Source organism: Mesorhizobium sp. CA16 (assembly GCF_020165175.1).
Classification (GTDB): Bacteria; Pseudomonadota; Alphaproteobacteria; order Rhizobiales; family Rhizobiaceae; genus Mesorhizobium.
In genome coordinates this window covers 259604-278377 of record NZ_JAIUHP010000006.1, presented here as the reverse complement: position 1 = coordinate 278377, position 18774 = coordinate 259604, and the positions used below count along the sequence as shown (strand labels likewise).

The 18774-nt window shown below is 65.2% G+C and carries 8 protein-coding genes; 1 reads left to right on the top strand and 7 read right to left on the bottom strand.

The genetic code is table 11. The annotated features are described in order from the left end of the window. Window positions 1-110: 110 nt before the first annotated feature. The 7 genes from LB525_RS12110 to hutI form a co-directional block, all read right to left on the bottom strand. On the bottom strand, window positions 111-1880 hold the full coding sequence (locus tag LB525_RS12110; protein WP_224544783.1) for a glucan ABC transporter ATP-binding protein/ permease: 1770 nt from the start codon (window positions 1878-1880) through the stop codon (window positions 111-113). Between the two features lie 374 nt (window positions 1881-2254). Further along, window positions 2255-10834, bottom strand: a complete 8580-nt coding sequence (locus tag LB525_RS12105; RefSeq protein WP_224544782.1) for a GH36-type glycosyl hydrolase domain-containing protein — start codon at window positions 10832-10834, stop codon at window positions 2255-2257. Between the two features lie 269 nt (window positions 10835-11103). Continuing rightward, window positions 11104-11691: a HutD family protein gene (locus LB525_RS12100; protein WP_224544781.1), complete on the bottom strand. Its 588-nt coding sequence runs from the start codon at window positions 11689-11691 to the stop codon at window positions 11104-11106. A 116-nt stretch (window positions 11692-11807) separates the two neighbouring features. After that, window positions 11808-13481, bottom strand: coding sequence for a urocanate hydratase (gene hutU, locus LB525_RS12095; protein WP_224544780.1), 1674 nt, complete (start codon window positions 13479-13481; stop codon window positions 11808-11810). Between the two features lie 31 nt (window positions 13482-13512). Next, the gene (gene hutG / locus LB525_RS12090; RefSeq protein WP_224544779.1) at window positions 13513-14331 is read right to left on the bottom strand and encodes an N-formylglutamate deformylase; all 819 of its coding nucleotides are present in this window, start codon (window positions 14329-14331) and stop codon (window positions 13513-13515) included. 220 nt (window positions 14332-14551) lie between these two features. After that, window positions 14552-16087 carry a histidine ammonia-lyase gene (gene hutH, locus LB525_RS12085; RefSeq protein WP_224544778.1) on the bottom strand — a complete coding sequence of 512 codons (1536 nt, stop codon included), beginning with the start codon at window positions 16085-16087 and terminating at the stop codon, window positions 14552-14554. After that, on the bottom strand, window positions 16084-17313 hold the full coding sequence (hutI, locus tag LB525_RS12080) for an imidazolonepropionase (protein ID WP_224544803.1): 1230 nt from the start codon (window positions 17311-17313) through the stop codon (window positions 16084-16086). Before hutI ends, hutH begins: the two co-directional genes overlap by 4 nt. Before the next feature lie 97 nt (window positions 17314-17410). Between hutI and LB525_RS12075 the strand changes: the two genes are divergently transcribed. Further along, window positions 17411-18766, top strand: a complete 1356-nt coding sequence (locus LB525_RS12075; RefSeq protein ID WP_224544777.1) for a formimidoylglutamate deiminase — start codon at window positions 17411-17413, stop codon at window positions 18764-18766. The last annotated feature ends 8 nt before the right edge of the window (window positions 18767-18774 follow it).

The following is an 18774-nucleotide window of genomic DNA, read 5'->3' as shown; positions in this document are numbered from 1 at the left end:
GTTCCAGGAAAAGCCAGCGTCTCACTCCGCTGGAACACCCCTCATCCGTCTCGGCGCTATCGCGCCGATCCACCTTCTCCCACAAGGGGAGAAGGGAGAAGCGTTCTGCCTTACGCCGCTTCCGTCACCGGACGGCTGAGGCGGCGGACTTCCTCGTCGTTGAGCAGGCCGCCGGCGCGCAGCAGGGCGGCGAAGCGGCCGTTGCGCAGCGACAGCTCGGTGAAGCCGCCCATCTCGACCACCCTGCCCTTGTCCATGAAGACGACGAGGTCGGCGTCGCGGACCGTGGTCAGGCGGTGGGCGATGATGAAGGTCGTGCGGTTGCGGCGCAGCTCGTCGATGGCCTCCTTGACGCGATCCTCGGTTTCGACGTCGAGCGCGCTGGTCGCCTCGTCGAGCACCAGGATCGGCGCATCCTTGAGCACGGCGCGGGCGATGGCGATACGCTGGCGCTCGCCGCCCGAGAGCTGGCCGCCGCGCTCGCCGACGACGGTGTCGTAGCCGCCGCTCTTGGCCAGGATGAAGTCCTGGGCGGCGGCGGCATTGGCGGCGGCGTGAACCTCGTCATTGCTCGCATCGGCGCGGCCGACACGGATGTTGTCCTCGATCGAGCGGTTGAGCAGGCCGGCGTCCTGGAAGACGGTGGCGATCGAATGGCGCAGCGACTTGCGGGTCACCGTGCGGGTGTCGATGCCGTCGATCAGGATGCGGCCGCTGGCAGGCGTGAAGACGCGCTGCAAGAGATTGATGAGGGTCGTCTTGCCGGCGCCGGTCGGGCCGACGATGGCGACCGTCTGGCCAGCCTGGACCTCGAAGGAGACGTCCTCGATGCCGTGGCCCGAATTGGCGAACTCGAAGCTGACATCCTCGAAGCGGACGTGGCCGGTGACGTTGGTCAACTCGCGCAATCCGTCGGGCTCGGCGGTCTCGGCAGCCGAATCCTCGAGGCGATAGAACTCCTCGAGCTTGGCACGAGCCTCGGAAATCTGAGTGGTGAAGGCCGACATCTGGTCGAGACGGGCGATCAGCATTCCGGCAAAGCCGGTGAAGGCAACGACATCGCCGACGCGGAGCTGGCCACGGGTGACGAGATAAGCGCCGATCGAGAGCACGATCATCATCGAGATGGTCGACGACAGACGGTTCAGCGCATTGGCGATCGCCCACCAGTCGAGCACCGGGTTCTGCGCGTCGAGCAGATCCTTCACATAGCGCTTCAGCGTCGCGGTCTCGTGGCCGATGCGATTGTAGCTCTGCAGCACGGCGACATTGCTGACGCTGTCGGTCACGTGGGCAAACACGGTGTGGTAGTGGCGTTCGACGGCAGTCTGCCCCGACTTGGTGCGGCGCATGACGATGCGTCCAATGCCAACGTAAAGAACGCCCAGGCCAAGCAGCACGACGGACATGCGGATGTCCATGGACAGCGCGGTTGGGACCAGCAGCACCAGCGCGATGGCCGTCGAGAGATGCACGCGCATGAATTCGAGCCACAGGCTGAACAGGGTCTCGACCGCGCGCAGCAGCGTGTGAAGGGAATTGGATGTGCCGCGCTGATGGTGCCAGGCAAGCGGCATGGTGATGACGCGCTCGAAGGACTGGCACAGCACTTCGGAGCGGCGGGCGTGGGCGAAGCGGTCGGCGCCGCGCGCCACCAGCACGAAGGCGACGACGTTGAAGGCACCAAGAGCGGCCCAGACGGCGAGCGTCGAAAACACCGCGCCTTTTTCGGAGATGGCACCGATCACCCGGCCCAGCAGGATGGGCTCAAGGATCGCGATCGCCGCGAGCGCGACGTTGGCGCCGCAAATCAGCGCAACGCGCTTCTTGTCGGACGCCAGATAACCCAGCGCTCTAAAGTAGATCTGCAGAAGTGACACTTCAGCTACTCCGCCAAACTCTTGTCTGTGCTCAATGCCCGAATTGTGCACCGCACCATTTTCTGACACGTATCGGTTAACGTGTCGCGAAACAATGCGTCGTCTATCGCTTCCGTTCCCATTTAGCGAACAAAAGATGACGACGGTACGAAATCTGACGTGATCACCTAACGGTTTGAGATAAAAGGTGAAATGTCAGGCTTGCGGCAAAATAATGGCACCTGCCTCACGCTGCCACATTTTTAATCACAAGCTGCTTGCTTAGGCTGCCCTAAAGGAAGGCGCGCGATCGGGCGCGAGAGGCCGCGCCAAGTAAAAAGGGCGTCGGCCGCGCACCCCGAAAGATGCGCGGCCGACGAACCAAACCTTTGATTTTACGCAGGTATCCTGACGACGACCTCGGTCTTGTCGCCGGCTTTCGGCTCGAAAGAGGCCGATTTTTTCTTCGAACCATCGACTTCTAGCGAGATCGACTTGGTCTTTTTGTCGCGGATAACACGAAGCTTGATCTCGCCGTCGAACATCTTGAGCGTCGCGGCGTAGCCGTCCCAGTGCCCGGGCAGCTTCGGCCTAAACGTGATCTCCTTGCCGCGCCGCTCGATGCCGAGAATGCCCTCCACCGCGGCGCGGTAAAGCCAGCCGGCCGAGCCCGTGTACCAGGTCCAGCCGCCGCGGCCGCCCTTGCCTTCGCCGGCATAGATGTCGGCGGCCACGACATAGGGTTCCACGCGATAGCGCTCGGCCGCCGCCTCGTCCGAAGCGTGGTTGACCGGGTTCAGCATCGAGAAGCAGCGATAAGCCTCGTCGGTGCGGCCCATTTCAGCCAGCGCGATGACGAACCAGGTCGCGGCATGGGTGTATTGGCCGCCATTCTCGCGCACCCCCGGCGGATAGCTCTTGATATAGCCGGGATCCTTCTCGCTTTTCGAGAAGGGCGGAGTGAACAGCTTGACGATCTTGAGCTCGTCATCGACCAGCATCTTGGTCGCCTGTTCCATAGCCGTCGTCGAACGGGCAGGATCGCCCTCGCCCGACAGCACGCTCCAGGACTGGGCGATGGAATCGATCCTGCACTCGTCCGAATTATGCGAGCCGAGCGGCGTGCCGTCGTCGAAGCTGCCGCGCCGGTACCACTGGCCGTCCCAGGCGGTGCTTTCCAGGGCCCGTTTCAGCGCGTCCGCATGCTTGGTCCAGGCCTGCGCCCGCTTGGTGTCGCCCTGCCCTTTGGCGACAGGCGCGAAGTCGGTGAGCGTCTTCAGCAGGAACCAGCCCAGCCACACGCTCTCGCCCTTGCCGCCCTCGCCGACACGGTTCATGCCGTCGTTCCAGTCGCCGCCAAGGATGAGCGGCAGGCCGGCGGGGCTGCTGCGCTTGATCGCGAGATCGAGCGCCCGCGCGCAATGTTCATAGAGCGGCGCGGTGTTCTTGGTGATCTCAGGCGTGAAGAACGCGTCATGCTCGCCCTCGCCGAGCTGCTGCCCGTCGATGAAGGGCAACTGCTCCTTGAGGATGCCGGCGTCGCCCGTCACCTCGATGTAGCGGGCCGTCGCATGCGCCAGCCAGACTACGTCGTCCGAGATCATCGTGCGCACCCCGGCATCGGTGCGCGGCAGCCACCAATGCTGCACGTCGCCTTCCGGGAATTGCCGGCGCGCCGCGTTGAGGATCTGGTCGCGCGCCAGCTTCGAGTCATGCGCCAAAAGCGAGAGCGTGTCCTGCAACTGGTCGCGGAAGCCGAACGCGCCGCTCGCCTGGTAGAAGGCCGACCGCGCGCGGATGCGGCAGGCCAGGCTCTGGTAAGGCAGCCAATGGTTGACCATGGCGTTCATCGCTTCGTCGGGCGTCTCGACCTGGATGGTGTCGAGGAAGCCGCGCCAGACGCGCTCGTTATCGGCCAGGCGCTGATCGAAATCCTTGCCGCGATGGGTCTGCACCAGCGCGCTTGCCTCGGCGGGCGTGGCCGCGTCGCCAAGCAGCCAGAGCAGCGTGACGTCGTCGCCGCCCGGAATGTCGATATCGCTGGCGACAACCGCGCAAGGGTCGTCGCCGGCCTCGATACGGCCCGAAAGCGCAAGCCCGCCAAGCACGGACTGCGGATATTCGGTCGTGCCGTGCCTGCCGATGAACTCGCTGCGGTCGGCGGTTACCGAATGGACAGGATGGCTGGCTGCCAGGAAGGCGACACGCTCGCCGAAGTCGAGGCCATAGGGATTCTGCGCCAGCATGGCGCCGGTGGCGGCGTCGCGCGACGGCACGATGGTCGCCGCCGTGCGCGAGCGATGGCCGCCCAGCACCCATTCGGCATAGGCGTAAATGCGCAACCGCGTCGGCGCCGGGCCGGCATTCTGGATGCGCAGCCGGGTGATCTTCACGGGATCGGTGGGATCGACCACCTGCGTCAGGTCCATCGACAGCGAACCGCGCTTGGAGCGGAAGGTCGAGAAGCCCTGGCCGTGCCAGGTCTCATAGGTCATCGATGGATCGCGAACCGTCGCAGCCATCGGCGAGAAGGCCTTGCCGCTCAATTGGTCGAAAATATAGAAGCCTTCGCCTGGCCGGTTCGACACTGGGTCGTTCGACCACGGCGTCAGCTGGTAGTCGCGGCTGTTGCGGCTCCAGGTGAAGCCGGCGCCTTCGGCCGAGACGTGGAAGCCGAACGAGGCGTTGGAGATGACGTTGATCCAGGGCTGCGGCGTCGAACGCCGGCCGGTCAGCCGCGTCACATAGTGGCGGCCGTCGCCGTCGAAGCCGCCAAAGCCGTTCCAGAGGCTGAGACCGCTGCCGTCGGCGGCGATATCGGCTCCGCTTCGGCTTGCCGGCACCGGCAAGGGGAGCGGCGGAACGGGCTCGCGCGGCGTGCCGCCCTCGGCCTGCATCAAGGCGTCGCGGGCCTGGAGCGCCGCCGTCTCGGCACGTTCGAGCTGATCGAAGATCGTGCCGTTGCGGGTGTGCAGCACGACCCGTGCCACCGACAGCAAGGTCTTGTAGGTCGGCTCGTCCATCAGGTCGCGGCGCACCGCGAAGATGTGCTGGCGGGGCCCGAGCTCACGGCCGCGCAGGCGGCTGTTCTCGCACAGCGTCTCCACCGCGCGCTGCAGGTCTTGCACATAGGACGAGGCCTGCTCGTTGACGACGACGAAGTCGATCATCATGCCCCGCGCCCGCATATATTCCTGGAAGCGGAGCGCCTGGGCGACGATCTCGAGATCGGCGACGTCGCCGATGCGCACGAGGAAGATCGGGAAATCGCCGGAGATGCTGGTCGGCCACAGGCTCGACTGGCGGCCGAGGCCCGACGCTATGGATTCCGCCGGCAGGCGCAGGAACGGATCGGGATAGATCAAATAGCGCGCCAGCTTCTGCACATTGGCGGCGTCGGTGAGGCTGAGCCCCAGATGGCGCGTCTGCACCTGGCTGCGCGTCCAGGCAAGCATGGCCTGGCGGGCGAAGCTCTCCTGGTGGTCGAGACGGGCGATCGCCTCGTCGAGCTCGCCGCGATTGGCGCCGACGGCGGTCCAGAAGGTCAGCGATATCTTCTTGTTGGCCGGAACGCGCACCTGGCGGCGCAGCGCCGCTACCGGGTCGAGGGTGAAGCCCTGGCTGCCCGAAAGCCTGACGCCGGGGTCGAAGGCGACGGCATCGGCGATGGTGCGGCCACGGCCGATGAAGGCGCGCCGGTCGGTCTCGGCCTCGGCATCGCGCGACGGGCCGGACGGGTCGGTGACGAAATGCACCATGGTGAGGTCGGGATCGTTGTTGTCGCGCTTGCGCCTTGTGGCGAAGATCGCGCTGTTGTTCGGCGCGATCTCGGTCTCGACGAACATCTTGGAGAACGCCGGATGCGCGTTGTCCGACGTCTCGTTGCCGAGCACCAGCTCGGCGAAGGAGGTCACTTCGATGTGCCGGTCGGTGGCGCCGTCATTGTAGAGCGTGATGCGGCGGCCTTCGCCATTGCCTTCTGAAATGACGATGCATTCGACTTCCGAACGCAGCGAACCCACCGTCTTGGTGAAGCTCGCCTTGTCGTCGCCAAACAGCGTCTGGACGCGCTCGCCCTCGGCGCGCTTCGGCTCCGCGGTGGCGGACCACCAGTCGCCGGTCGCCGCGTCGCGCAGGAAGATATAGGAACCGAGGCGATCCTCGCTCGGATCCGGCTGCCAGCGGGTGACGGCAAGCTCGCCGAAGCGGCTGTAGCCGGACCCGGTGGCGGTGACCATGACTGAATAGCGGCCGTTGGACATGACGTTGGTCGCCCGCAGCGCCTTGATCGGGTCGAGCACGACACGGCTGTCCGGGCTCTCGGCCTCGGTCTCGTCCTTGGAGCGCTCGTCGGCTTCCGTCCTGACCGTCGCCGTCGGAATGTCGCGCGGCGCCTTCTCCTGCAGCAGAAGCTCGGCCGATTCGATCACCGGGTCACTGTGGAAACGCTCGCGCAGCCGGCCCTCGAAAATTGCGTCGGCTACCGCCGCGATCGTCATGCCGGAATGGTGCGCCATATAGTTCTGCACCACAGCGTGGTCGGTGCCTTCGGGCACGCGTTGCGGCGTGAAATCGACCGCGTCGTAGAAGCCGTGGCGGCCGAGCGCGCCGATCGAACGTAGCCGCTGCAGGTTCTGCACCGCCTCGCGCGGATTGAACTGTGCGGCCAGGATCGTCGCGTAGGGCGCAATCACGGTGTTCTGGCCAAGGCCGCGCTTCAGGCCGAGCCCGGGCACGCCGAAATTGGTGTACTGATAGGTGAGCTCGCGGTCGCGGGCGTTGTAGGCCGCTTCCGAAATGCCCCAGGGCACGTTCTTGGAACGCGCATACTGGATCTGGCGCTTGATGATGAGCTTGCTGGTCTGGTTGAGGATCGAACCCTGCGGCTCCTTCATCACCAGCGGCGGCATCAGATACTCGAACATCGAGCCCGACCAGGACATCAGCGCCCCTTGGAAGCCGATCTCGACGATCGGCCGTCCCAGACGGAACCAGTGCTCGGTCGGCAGGTCACCCTTGGCGATGGCGAACAGGCTGGTGAGCCGCGCCTCGGAAGCAAGCAGGTCGTAGCAGCTCTCGTCGAGTTGGCGCTCCTCGACGCGGTAACCGATCGAGAGCAGCTTGCGCTCCTGCCGCATCAGGAAGGAGAAATCCATCTCGAAGGCGTAGCGGCGACAGCGCTCGCGCAAGGCGAGCAGCTTGGCGCGCAGAGCGGCAACCGCGCTGTCGTCATTGTGCGAGTCGTGCACATGCGCCTCGCAGGTAGCTTCCAGCCTGGCCGCCCAATCGGCGATGACATCGCTCTTCGGCGATGCCGCCTCGGTGTGGATGGCGGTGGCGAGCTTGCGGATTTCGCCGGCCAGCACCGCAAGGTTGATGGTGCGGATCGACGCCATCTCGGGCTGCGCCTTGATGGTCGCCACCGCGCGGCGCATGCCGTCGAGACGGTCGGCAAGGCGCTGGCGCAGCGGCCGCAGCTGCCGGCGGTCGTCCGGCAGCTCGTCCAGGCTCTCGTCAAGGATAGTGACGGTGTCGATGATGCCTTCGAAATCGCCTTGCAGATGCACGGAAGGCGCTTCGGCCCATTCGGCGCAGGACGCCGCCACGGCGACGAGATGTCCAGCGAGATTGCCGCTGTCGACCGCTGAGATGTAGAGCGGATAGAGCGGCTTCAGCGTCGTCGTATCATACCAGTTATAGAGATGGCCGCGATCGCGCGGCATGTTCTCGATGGTCGTCATCGTGGCGTCGATGCGGGTGATGGCGTCCGACAGGCTGATCCAGCCGAAATCGCGCGCCGACACCACCGAGAGCAGATAGACGCCGATATTGGTCGGCGAGGTGCGCGGCGCCACAACCGGCGCCGGGCTTTCCTGGAAATTATCCGGCGGAAGGTGATGCTGCTCGGCCGTCACGAAGGTCTCGAAATAGTGCCAGGTGCGGCGCGCGAAGGTGCGCAGCGCGTGGATGTCGGCGGTCAAGATGCGCAGCCTGTCCTCGGTCTCGGCCGAGCGGCTGATCCAGCAGGCGACGGCGGGCGAAGCGATCCAGAAGATGGCGAAGAAGAATGCGACGAAGGCGCCGGTGGAATCGGCCAGCACGGGAATGGCGAGGCCGACGACGCCGATGATCACCGCGCCGTACATCATGCCGTAATAGGCGCCGAGATCGTTGCCGCCCTTGGCGGCTTGCGAGGCGGTGCGCCATTCCAAAAGATTTTGCCGGCTGACGAAGAGCCGATAGATGGTGCGGATGATGGCATCGCCCATCATCCAGGCGAGATGCGCCATCAAAAGCACTTTCAATGCCACGAGCGCGGTGCCGAACACGGTATCGCGGGCCAAGGCGGAGAAATGGCCCCGCGGCGTCTGGTCGCCGCTCTTCGGCAGGATGCCGTTCACGATGTCGAAGGTCGGCGCCATGAACAGGCTGAGGATCATAAGAGCCTGCCACTGCGCCGCCTGGGTGAAGGGCAGCAGCGTCCAGCCGGCAACGCAGGCCATGACCCAGAAGATCGGGGTGACCGAGCGGCGCAGATTGTCGACCATCTTCCAGCGCGACAGCGCAGGCACGCCGGAGCGCGGGTCGAAGATGTAGCCGAGCAGCTGCCAGTCGCCGCGCGCCCAGCGGTGGTGGCGCGAGGCGTCGACCGAGTAGCGGGTCGGATAGTCCTCGACCAGCTCGACGTCGGTGACCAGCGCGGCGCGCGCCAGCGCGCCTTCGAGCAGGTCGTGGCTGAGGATGGTGTTTTCGTCAATGCGGTTCTTCAGCGCCGCCTCGAAAGCGTCGATATGGTAGAGGCCCTTGCCGGTGAAGGAGCCGTCGCCGAAGACGTCCTGGTAGAGGTCGGAGACCGCGAAGACATAGGGGTCGAGGCCGCGATTGGCAGAGAAGACGCGCTGGAAGAAGGAGGCGTCGTCGCCGCTGGTGAGCGAAGCGGTGATGCGCGGCTGCAGGATGGTGTAGCCGGCGGTGACGATGCGCTTGACCGGATCGAAATGCGGGCGGTTCAGGGGATGGGCGAGCTTGCCGACCAGGTCCGAAACCGCGTCGCGCGTGGTGCGCGTGTCGGCGTCGAGCGTCATCACATAGACGACGTTTTCCGGCAGCGGCACGTCGAGCGGCAGGAAGGTGGTATCGCTGTCGCCGCGCAAAAGAAGGTTCAGCTCATGCAGCTTGCCGCGCTTGCGCTCCCAGCCCATCCAGCAGCCCTGCGCCTGGTTGTAGAGCCGGCGGCGATGCAAGAGGTAGAAGCGCGGCGAACCTTCGGACGGATAGCGGGCGTTGAGCCTGGCGATCTCGTCGCGGGCATATTGCAGGATCTCGATGTCGGCGACGTCGATCTCGGTCTTGGAATCCGGCCAGTCGGACAACAGCGCGAAACGGATCTCGTCCGCCGTGTTGGCGAGGTGGTGCACCTCGATGTTGCGGATGTTTTCCTCCACGTCGTCGCGCGAGCCGATCAGCGAAGGCACCACGACCAGGGTGCGCGATTCGGCCGGAATGCCGTGTTTGTTGTAATCGTAGCCGACAAGCCTGGTCGGTTTCAGGAACAGCGCCACCACGGTGTTGAAGAAAGCCAGCGCGCCTTCGCTGGCCGGAACGGCAAACAGCGCCAGCATCAGCGTGATCGATTCCACCGACAGGCCGAGATTGGCGAGCGCTTTGCCCGACAGCACCAGCAGCAGCGCCGTCAACAGGAAAACCGGCACGACGATGCCCAGCCAGCCGGCGCTGGCAAAGCCTCGTTTGAAGGTCACATAGAAAGGCGGCCGGTAGCCGATCGCCCTTTCCAGCTCCTGCCGGCGCGGGCCGACCAGGAAGAAGCCGACATCGGTGTGCACGGCGGGGTCCGCTGTTTCCGGCACGCCGGACGCATCGGTGAGGCCGGGCGTGTGGCCGGCAAGCTCGATCGCCTTTTCGGCGACGCGGTACTCGGAAAGATGCGAGCGGCGCGCCAGCTGTTCGATCGCGGTGCGGTACTGGTCGCGCGAGAAGAAATCGAGGTTGGCGAAATCGGTCTTGTCGCGCAGCAGCGTGTCGATGCGGCTGACACCCTCGAACCAGACCGTCCAGTCGACGTCGTTGATGAGGCGGAGACCGCGAATGATGTTGCCGGTGGTGACATTGCCCGAGGACAGCGTCTGATGCTCGGAGATGATGATCTCCTCGGCGTCGGAGCCGGTCTTTTCGAGCTCGCCTTCCAGCCATTCCAGCGCGCGGCCGGCGTTCTGCGATCCATCGCGCAGGCGGTAGAGCAGCTGGGTGGCGAAGGTGGTGTCCTGCGCATGCGCGCTGTAGTTGGACAGAATCCTGGTGCGGTCGGCATTGTCGTCGGTCGCCAGAACCCGGTCGGCGACCTCGTTGGCGGTCTGGCGCATCTGCCTGGTGCGCTCGACGCGCACTGCGATGCGGCGCAGGTTCTCGATCAGCACGAAGCGCAGCAGCGACGGCAGCGCCCAGAGCTCGCCGATCTTCATCGGCTCGACCGACTGGAAACCCTCGACGATCGCCTTGAACATGTTGGCCGAGACGGAGCTGTCGGAATGCTCGACATAGCTCCAGGCAACGACGAAGGCGCGTGGCAGCACCGTGCCGTCGCCGAGCGTGAGCGTCGGCAACTGCCGGTAGAAGCGGCGCGGCAGGTCGCGCTTGACCTGGAAGATGGTCTCCTCGACGAGGTAATTGTTGTCCAGCAGCCATTGTGCGGCCGGCGTGATGGTCTCGCCCTTGGCCTGCGCCGCATTGGTCGAGCGGTAGACTTCGAGAATTTTCTTGGCGCTATCGCGGATGCGTGCCTGGAACTCGAACGGGGCGAGGCCGAACAATTCCTTGACCTCGCCCTTGGCGAGCGCGACGCCCAAGCCACGCAGCCGGTCCTCAGGCAGGAAATTGGAGCGTATCGGCGCGTCCGTCGCCGCCGGGAAGCCGGCGCTTGTCTGTTCGATCTTATTGGGATTGGTCTGAATGTTCATTGAAAATTCCGTAAGCGGGGGCGCAATGCGGCGTCACCGCCACGGCAATGGCCCTAAAACCGGTTCAATTGCAATTGGTTGCATCACTGATCGGCCGAAAGTTTGTTTTGCGCACCACAACCGGGGCGTGCCCTTTCGACAGCTCGTGGGCGAACGCCCCTCGCTCTCCGCCCCGGTTGGATCAGGGCAAGGATTCGGGCTTTTTCGTGGTACATGCAAGGGGCCGGGCGATAATTCGCCCAAGCCGCGATCATGTTTGGCAACAGCCGTTAATGGTTGGCGGCGAGGCGGTGGAGCCCGATCACGAAAAGCAGGCCCCGCCCCTTAGGCTGAAGCCGCAATTCCGGGCTGTCGCGGTCGAGGATCAGCGTGTCGAGCGGTCCGAGGCTCGGCCCATCGTGCGTGAGGAGCGTGGCGCCGGCACCGACGGCAAGAACGAGCGTGGTGTCGGCGCGCGGCGCAATCCGAATCTCGGTTGTGAAAGACCGGCGCTCGACCTCATGGGCCATGCGGCCACGCCGGGTCATGATGTTGAGATCGGTGATCGGGCCGCCGATCAGCGCTGCGCCAGTCGGCACATCGCCCGGAAAGGCGAGCGGCGCCGAGGCCATGGTCAACCGCGCCGGCGCCTGGCCGGCAATGTCGAGAATGATCCCCTCGCCTTCCAGCACCGACAGTGTTCGATTTATGCCTGCGAAGCTTGAGAACGGGCCGCTCGTCTCGACCCGGGCCATCGAGACGCGCCAGTCGAAATCCTCGAGCCCGGCGCCGCCGGGCGAAACGGCGATTTCGGTCGTCGTGCCGCCGCCATTCTTCCACGGCATGACGCGGTAATCGGCGGCGCGAAGGATGTGCATTTGGCTCAGACGCGGACGATTTCAAGTCGATTCGACCTGAAATCATCCGGCTCTGTCTTTTTGGTGAGGAGCATGATGTTGTCCGAAAACCGCTTCACACTTTTCGGCATCATGCTCTAGCCCAGGATGCCCAGCAGGTTCAGTTGGTGCTCCTTGGCGCACTGGACGGCGATGTCGTAGCCGGCATCGGCATGGCGCATGACGCCGGTCGCCGGATCGTTCCACAACACGCGCTCCAGGCGCTTTGCCGCGTCAGCCGTGCCGTCGGCGACGATGACCATGCCGGCATGCTGCGAGAAGCCCATGCCGACGCCGCCGCCATGGTGCAGCGACACCCAGGTCGCGCCCGACGCGGTGTTGAGCAGCGCGTTGAGCAGCGGCCAGTCGGAAACGGCGTCGGAGCCGTCCTTCATCGCTTCGGTCTCGCGATTCGGCGAGGCGACCGAGCCGGAATCGAGATGGTCGCGGCCGATGACGACAGGCGCCTTAAGCTCGCCCTTGGCCACCATCTCATTAAAAGCGAGGCCGAGGCGATGGCGATCACCGAGACCGACCCAGCAGATGCGCGCCGGCAATCCCTGGAACGAGATGCGCTCGCGCGCCATGTCCAACCAGTTGTGGAGATGCGTATTACCGGGAGTGAGCTCGCGCACCTTGGCGTCGGTCTTGTAGATATCTTCCGGATCACCCGAGAGAGCGGCCCAGCGGAACGGGCCGATGCCACGGCAGAACAGCGGCCGGATATAGGCCGGCACGAAGCCCGGGAATGCAAAGGCGTTCTCGAAACCCTCGTCCTTGGCGACCTGGCGGATGTTGTTGCCGTAGTCGAGCGTCGGCACGCCGGCGTTCCAGAATGCCACCATCGCCTCGACATGCTCGCGCATCGAGGCGCGGGCGGCCTTTTCGACGGCCTTCGGGTCCGAGATGCGCTTCTCGCGCCACTCGGCCATCGTCCAGCCCTTCGGCAGATAGCCGTTGATCGGGTCATGCGCCGAGGTCTGGTCGGTGAGGATGTCGGGGCGGATGCCGCGCCTGAATATCTCCGGCACGATCTCGGCGGCGTTGCCGAGAAGCCCGACCGATTTTGCTTCGCCGGCCTTGGTCCAGCGATTGATCATGTCCATCGCTTCGTCGAGCGTCTCGGCCTTCTCGTCGACATAGCGGGTGCGCAAGCGGAAATCGATCGAGTCCGGGTTGCACTCAATCGCGAGGCAGGAAGCGCCGGCCATGACGGCGGCCAGAGGCTGGGCGCCGCCCATGCCGCCGAGGCCGCCGGTGAGAATCCATTTGCCCTTGAGGTCGCCATTATAGTGCTGGCGGCCGGCTTCCACGAAAGTCTCGTAGGTGCCCTGAACGATGCCTTGCGTGCCGATATAGATCCAGGAGCCGGCCGTCATCTGGCCGTACATCATCAGGCCCTTCCTATCGAGCTCATTGAACTTCTCCCAGGTCGCCCAGTGCGGCACGATGTTGGAGTTGGCGATGAGCACGCGCGGCGCATTGGCGTGGGTCTTGAAGACGCCGACCGGCTTGCCCGACTGCACCAGCAGCGTCTCGTCCTCGCCCAGCGTCTTCAGCGACGCGACGATACGGTCGAAATCGTTCCAGGTGCGCGCCGCCCGACCGATGCCGCCATAGACGACGAGCTCGTTCGGGTTCTCGGCGACCTCGGGATCGAGGTTGTTCATCAGCATGCGCAGCGGCGCTTCCGTCGTCCAGTAGCGAGCATTGAGCTTGTCGCCGCGGGGGGCGCGCACTTCACGTATGTTGTGACGAGGATCGGTCATCATTGTCCCTTTCAAGCAAGGCGGGCGGCGCGGGTCAGCGCCCGGCCCAGTCAATGGCGGTTTCGAGGATTGTTTTCAGCGTGGCGCGGATCGGCGCGGCATAGCTTGGGTCGTAAGGCACCGGCCAATTTTCCGGCGAACCTTTTTCCGCAGGCTCGCGCATGTAGCCACGATTGGAGAGCTCCATCTGCAGCGCATGCACGCCGTTCCCGGGCTGGCCGAAGCTTCTGGTGATCCAGCCGCCCTTGAAGCGGCCGTTGACCACCCAGGTCTCGCCGGTCGCGGCCAGGATGGCGGCCACTTTTTCCTGCAGCACGGGATCGGTGCTCTTGCCGTCATTGGTGCCAAGGTTGAAGATCGGCAGCGTGCCGTCGAACAGGCGCGGCAGCACCGAGCGGATCGAATGGCAGTCATAGAGCACGATCTTGTCATGTATGCCGCGCAGCCGGTCGATCTCGGCCTGCAGGGCGGCATGGTAAGGCTCGAAATAGGTCTCGCGGCGCTGGTCGATCTCGGATGGGCTCGGCTCCTCACCCATGCGGTAGAGCGGATCGCCGTCAAACGTGTCTGTCGGGCAAAGGGTGGTCGTCGCCTGCCCGGGATAGAGCGAAACGCCCGACGGATCGCGGTTGACGTCGATAACGGTACGCGAGATGGCGGTGTGCACGACGGTTGCGCCGAGGTCGGCGGCGAAATCATAGAGCTTGTCGATCCACCAGTCGCAGTCGCGCCGCCCGAGCCAAGTCGAGACGAGGCGCGAGTCGAGGCCGGCGAGGTCGATGCCGGTGTGCGGGATCGAAACCAGCAGCGGCGCGGTGCCCTGGGTGACGGTGAGCCAATTGGGCGAGGTCATGAGAGACCTCCACACGTTGGCGCCCTACGGCGCCCCCCTCTGCCCTGCCGGGCATCTCCCCCTCTTGGGGGGAAATCAGATGTCACGACGGCTTTCGCCAATCGCCTGCGTTGAAGGAAGAGCGGCGCCAAAGCCGCTGCTGATCTCCCCCCTAGAGGGGGAGATGGCCGGCAGGACAGAGGGGGGCGCGAAGGAACTCGACCTCTCATAGCGTGAAGCCTCACGACGCGATCCCCGGCAGCTTCACGGCACCCGCCGCATTCACTGCGGCGCCGCTGCGGACCATGGCGATCGCCTTCTCCATGTCGGGATGGAAATGGCGGTCATTGTCGAGATGCGGGACTTCGGCCCGGACCAATTTGCGCACCGCCTCCAGCGCCTCGCTGGATGCAAGCGGCGCGTGAAAATCGCAGCCTTGCGCGGCGGCCAACAATTCGATGCCGATGACGGCGGTCGCATTCTCGATCATGCCGAGCAGCCGGCGCGCGCCGTGGGCGGCCATCGAGACATGATCTTCCTGGTTGGCCGACGTCGGAATGGAATCGACGCTCGCCGGGTAGGCCTTCTGCTTGTTTTCGGAAACGAGGGCCGCCGCCGTCACCTGCGGGATCATGAAACCGGAGTTCAGACCGGGCTTCGGCGTGAGGAAGGCCGGCATGCCGGACAATGCCGAGTCGACCAGCATGGCAATGCGACGCTCCGACAGCGAGCCGATCTCGCAGACGGCAAGCGCAATCATGTCGGCGGCGAAGGCCACCGGCTCGGCGTGGAAATTGCCGCCCGAAAGCGCGGTGTCGTCCTCGGCGAAGATCAGCGGGTTGTCGGTGACGCCGTTGGCTTCCGTCTCGAGCGTATCGGCGGCCTTGCGCAGCACGTCGAGCGCAGCGCCCATCACCTGCGGCTGGCAGCGCAGGCAGTACGGATCCTGCACGCGCTCGTCGCCGACACGGTGCGATTCACGAATGGCGCTGCCGGCCATGAGATTACGCAGCGCGTCCGCGGTCTCGATCTGGCCACGATGCTTGCGCAACAGATGGATGCGCGGGTCGAAGGGGGCGTCCGAACCCTTGGCGGCATCGGTCGACAGCGCGCCGGCGACCAGCGCCGACTGGTAAAGAACCTCGGCCTCGAACAGGCCGGCGAGCGCGAAGGCGGTGGAGAACTGCGTGCCGTTGAGCAGCGCGAGACCCTCCTTGGCGCCTAATGTCACCGCCTCCAGTCCATGCGAGACGAAGGCCACCTTGGCCGGGAACCGGCCATGCGGGGTAAAGCATTCGCCGACGCCGATCATGACGGCGGTCATATGCGAAAGCGGCGCGAGGTCGCCGGAAGCGCCGACCGAGCCTTGCGCGGGCACCACCGGAATGACGTCGTTGGCGAGCATTGCTTCCAGCAATTCTATGGTCTGAGGCCGCACGCCGGATGCGCCCTGGGCAAGGCTGGCAAGCTTCAGCGCCATCATTAGCCGCACCACGGCGACGGGCATCGGCTCGCCGACGCCGGCGGCATGCGAGAGCACGATGTTGCGCTGGAGCGTTTCGAGGTCGTTTGCCGGGATACGGACGCTGGCGAGCTTACCGAAGCCGGTGTTGATGCCATAGACCGGCTCGCCCTTGGCGAGGATGCGGGCGACCGCCTCGGCGCTGGCCTTGATCTTCGGCCGGCAGGCATCGTCGAGCTTTGGCACGGCGCCGCGATAGATGGCGCGCCAGTCGGCTAGCGTGGCGTTGCCGGGCGTCAGGGTAAGTTCCGTCATTGTCCTCTCCAGATACGGGCATGGAGCGGGTTGAAGCCCATGCGGTAGACGAGTTCGGCCGGGCGCTCGATGTCCCAGATGGCGAGATCGGCCGATTTGCCGGCTTCCAGCGTGCCGGTCTGTTCAAGCAAGCCCAACGCCCGCGCGGCTTCGCGAGTGACGCCGGCGAGGCATTCGTCGACGGTCATGCCGAACAGCGTCGCGGCCATGTTCATGGTGAGCAGCAGCGAAGTAAGCGGCGACGTGCCGGGATTGGAGTCGGTGGCGACAGCCATCTTCACGCCGTGGCGGCGAAAGAGATCGACCGGCGGCTTCTTGGTCTCGCGGATGAAGTAGTAAGCGCCGGGCAGGATGGTCGCCACGGTGCCGGCCTTGGCCATCGCGGCGGCTCCCTCCTCGTCCGTATATTCGAGGTGGTCGGCGGACAACGCGCCATAGCGGGCGGCAAGTGCTGCGCCATGCAGGTTGGAGAGTTGGTCGGCGTGGAGTTTTACCGGCAGGCCGAGCGCCTTGGCCTTATCGAACACGCGCGCGATTTGCTCCGGCGAGAAGGCGATGCCCTCGCAGAACCCATCGACGGCATCGGCGAGCTTTTCGGCAGCGACTTGCGGCAGGATCGTGCCGGCGACCAGATCGATGAAGGCGTCCTTGTCGCCCTTGGCTTCCGGCGGCAGGGCGTGGGCGGCGAGACAAGTGGTGCGGATCGTCACCGGACGCTCACCGGCCAGACGGCGGGCTGCGCGCAGCGATTTCTTCTCATTATCGGCATCAAGGCCGTAGCCGGACTTGACCTCGACAGTGGTGACGCCCTCGGCGATCAGCGCGTCAAGCCGCGGCAGCGTCTCAGCGACTAGGTCGTCCTCGCTCGCTGCGCGCAGCGACTTGACCGAGGAGACGATGCCGCCGCCGGCACGGGCCACTTCTTCATAAGTGGCGCCGGCCAGACGCATCTCGAATTCGTTGGCGCGGTTTCCCGCATAGACGAGGTGCGTGTGGCAATCGATCAGGCCGGGCGTGATCCAGCGTCCAGCGCAATCGACATTCTCGGCGCCCTGCCCGGCCGCGCCCGGTATATCGGCCTCGGGGCCGGCATAAACGATCAGCCCGTCGCGCGCGGCGACCGCGCCTTTCTCGACGATGCCGAGACCGGCCGCACCCTCGGCCATGGTCGCCAGGCGCGCATTGCGCCAAACCCGATGGCCGCTCCTGTTGTTTGCTCCACCCATCATCTTTTCCATTTGAAAGGATGCTGATTATGTATATACATATTGAAACGCGACGCAAGCAATATCGTCGCTCACGCATCGAGATTTGGAGACGCAGGTGACGGCGATCTTTGCGGAACAGGCGCTTCTGCCCGAGGGCTGGCAAAGCAATGTGAGGATCGCTTTCGACGGCGGCCGCATCTCGAAGGTCGAGGCCAGCGCCTCCGTGCAAGCCGGCGACGAGCGCCATGCCATCGTCATGCCCGGCATGCCCAATTTGCACAGCCACGCCTTCCAGCGCGGCATGGCGGGTCTGGCCGAATTGCGCGGACCTTCGGCCGACAGTTTCTGGAGCTGGCGCGAAGTGATGTACCGCTTCGCGCTGTCGATGACGCCGGACCAGGTCGAGGCTGTGGCGGCGCAGCTCTATGTCGAAATGCTGGAGGCCGGCTTTTCGCGCGTCGGCGAGTTCCATTACCTCCACCATGATCGCGACGGAAAGCCTTACGCCAATATCGCCGAAATGGCGGAGCGGATCGCGGCTGCCGCCGCAGATACCGGCATTGGCCTGACACTGTTGCCGGTCTTCTATGCCCATTCCGCCTTTGGCGGCGCCGCGCCCAACGAAGGCCAGCGGCGATTCATCAATGATGTCGAGCGCTTCGGGCGCCTGCTTGAGAAAAGCCGCGAGGGCGTTCGCTCGTTGGAGCAGGTCGTCGTCGGCGTCGCGCCGCACAGCCTGCGCGCCGCGACGCCGGACGAGCTCGATGCGGTCGCCGCGATGGCACCGGACGGACCGATCCACATCCATGTCGCCGAGCAGATGAAGGAAGTCGAGGACTGCGTCGCCTGGTCGGGCAAGCGTCCGGTCGAATTCCTGCTGGCCAACGCCAAAGTCGACAAGCGCTGGTGCCTGATCCACGCCACCCATATGACCGAAGCCGAGACGATTGCCATGGCCCGGACCGGCGCCGTCGCCGGACTCTGTCCGATCACCGAAGCCAATCTCGGTGACGGTACGTTCGCGGCGCCACTGTTCATCGAGCATGGCGGCCGCTTTGGCGTCGGCTCCGACTCCAATGTGCTGATCGGCCTGTCGGACGAGCTTCGGCAGCTCGAATATTCGCAGCGCCTCGCCCATCGCGCCCGCAATGTGCTGGCCCGCACCGGCGGCTCGACGGGGCGCGCCCTGTTCGACGCCTCGCTCGACGGCGGCAACCAGGCGCTCGGCGCCGGTCCGGCGCAAATTGCCGCCGGCTGCCCCGCCGATTTGGTCTCGCTCGACGCTGGCCATCCTTCGGTTGCCGGCAAGGCTGGCGACGCGATCCTCGACACCTGGATTTTCGCCAACGGCAGCAAGGTCGATTGCGTTTGGGTGCATGGCAAGAAGCAGGTCAGCGGCGGCAGACATGCCAAGCGCGAGGCGGTTGCCAAGCGGTTCCGCGAAGTCATGACCGCGCTGTCGCAAGGCTGAACAGGAAC

What these genes read in the sequence shown, in the direction of transcription:
- LB525_RS12105 (WP_224544782.1), bottom strand. Translation starts at nt 10,834, where the DNA reads ATGAACATTCAGACCAATCCCAATAAGATCGAACAGACAAGCGCCGGC.
- LB525_RS12100 (WP_224544781.1), bottom strand. Translation starts at nt 11,691, where the DNA reads ATGCACATCCTTCGCGCCGCCGATTACCGCGTCATGCCGTGGAAGAAT.
- hutU (WP_224544780.1), bottom strand. Translation starts at nt 13,481, where the DNA reads ATGATGACCGATCCTCGTCACAACATACGTGAAGTGCGCGCCCCCCGC.
- hutG (WP_224544779.1), bottom strand. Translation starts at nt 14,331, where the DNA reads ATGACCTCGCCCAATTGGCTCACCGTCACCCAGGGCACCGCGCCGCTG.
- hutH (WP_224544778.1), bottom strand. Translation starts at nt 16,087, where the DNA reads ATGACGGAACTTACCCTGACGCCCGGCAACGCCACGCTAGCCGACTGG.
- hutI (WP_224544803.1), bottom strand. Translation starts at nt 17,313, where the DNA reads ATGGGTGGAGCAAACAACAGGAGCGGCCATCGGGTTTGGCGCAATGCG.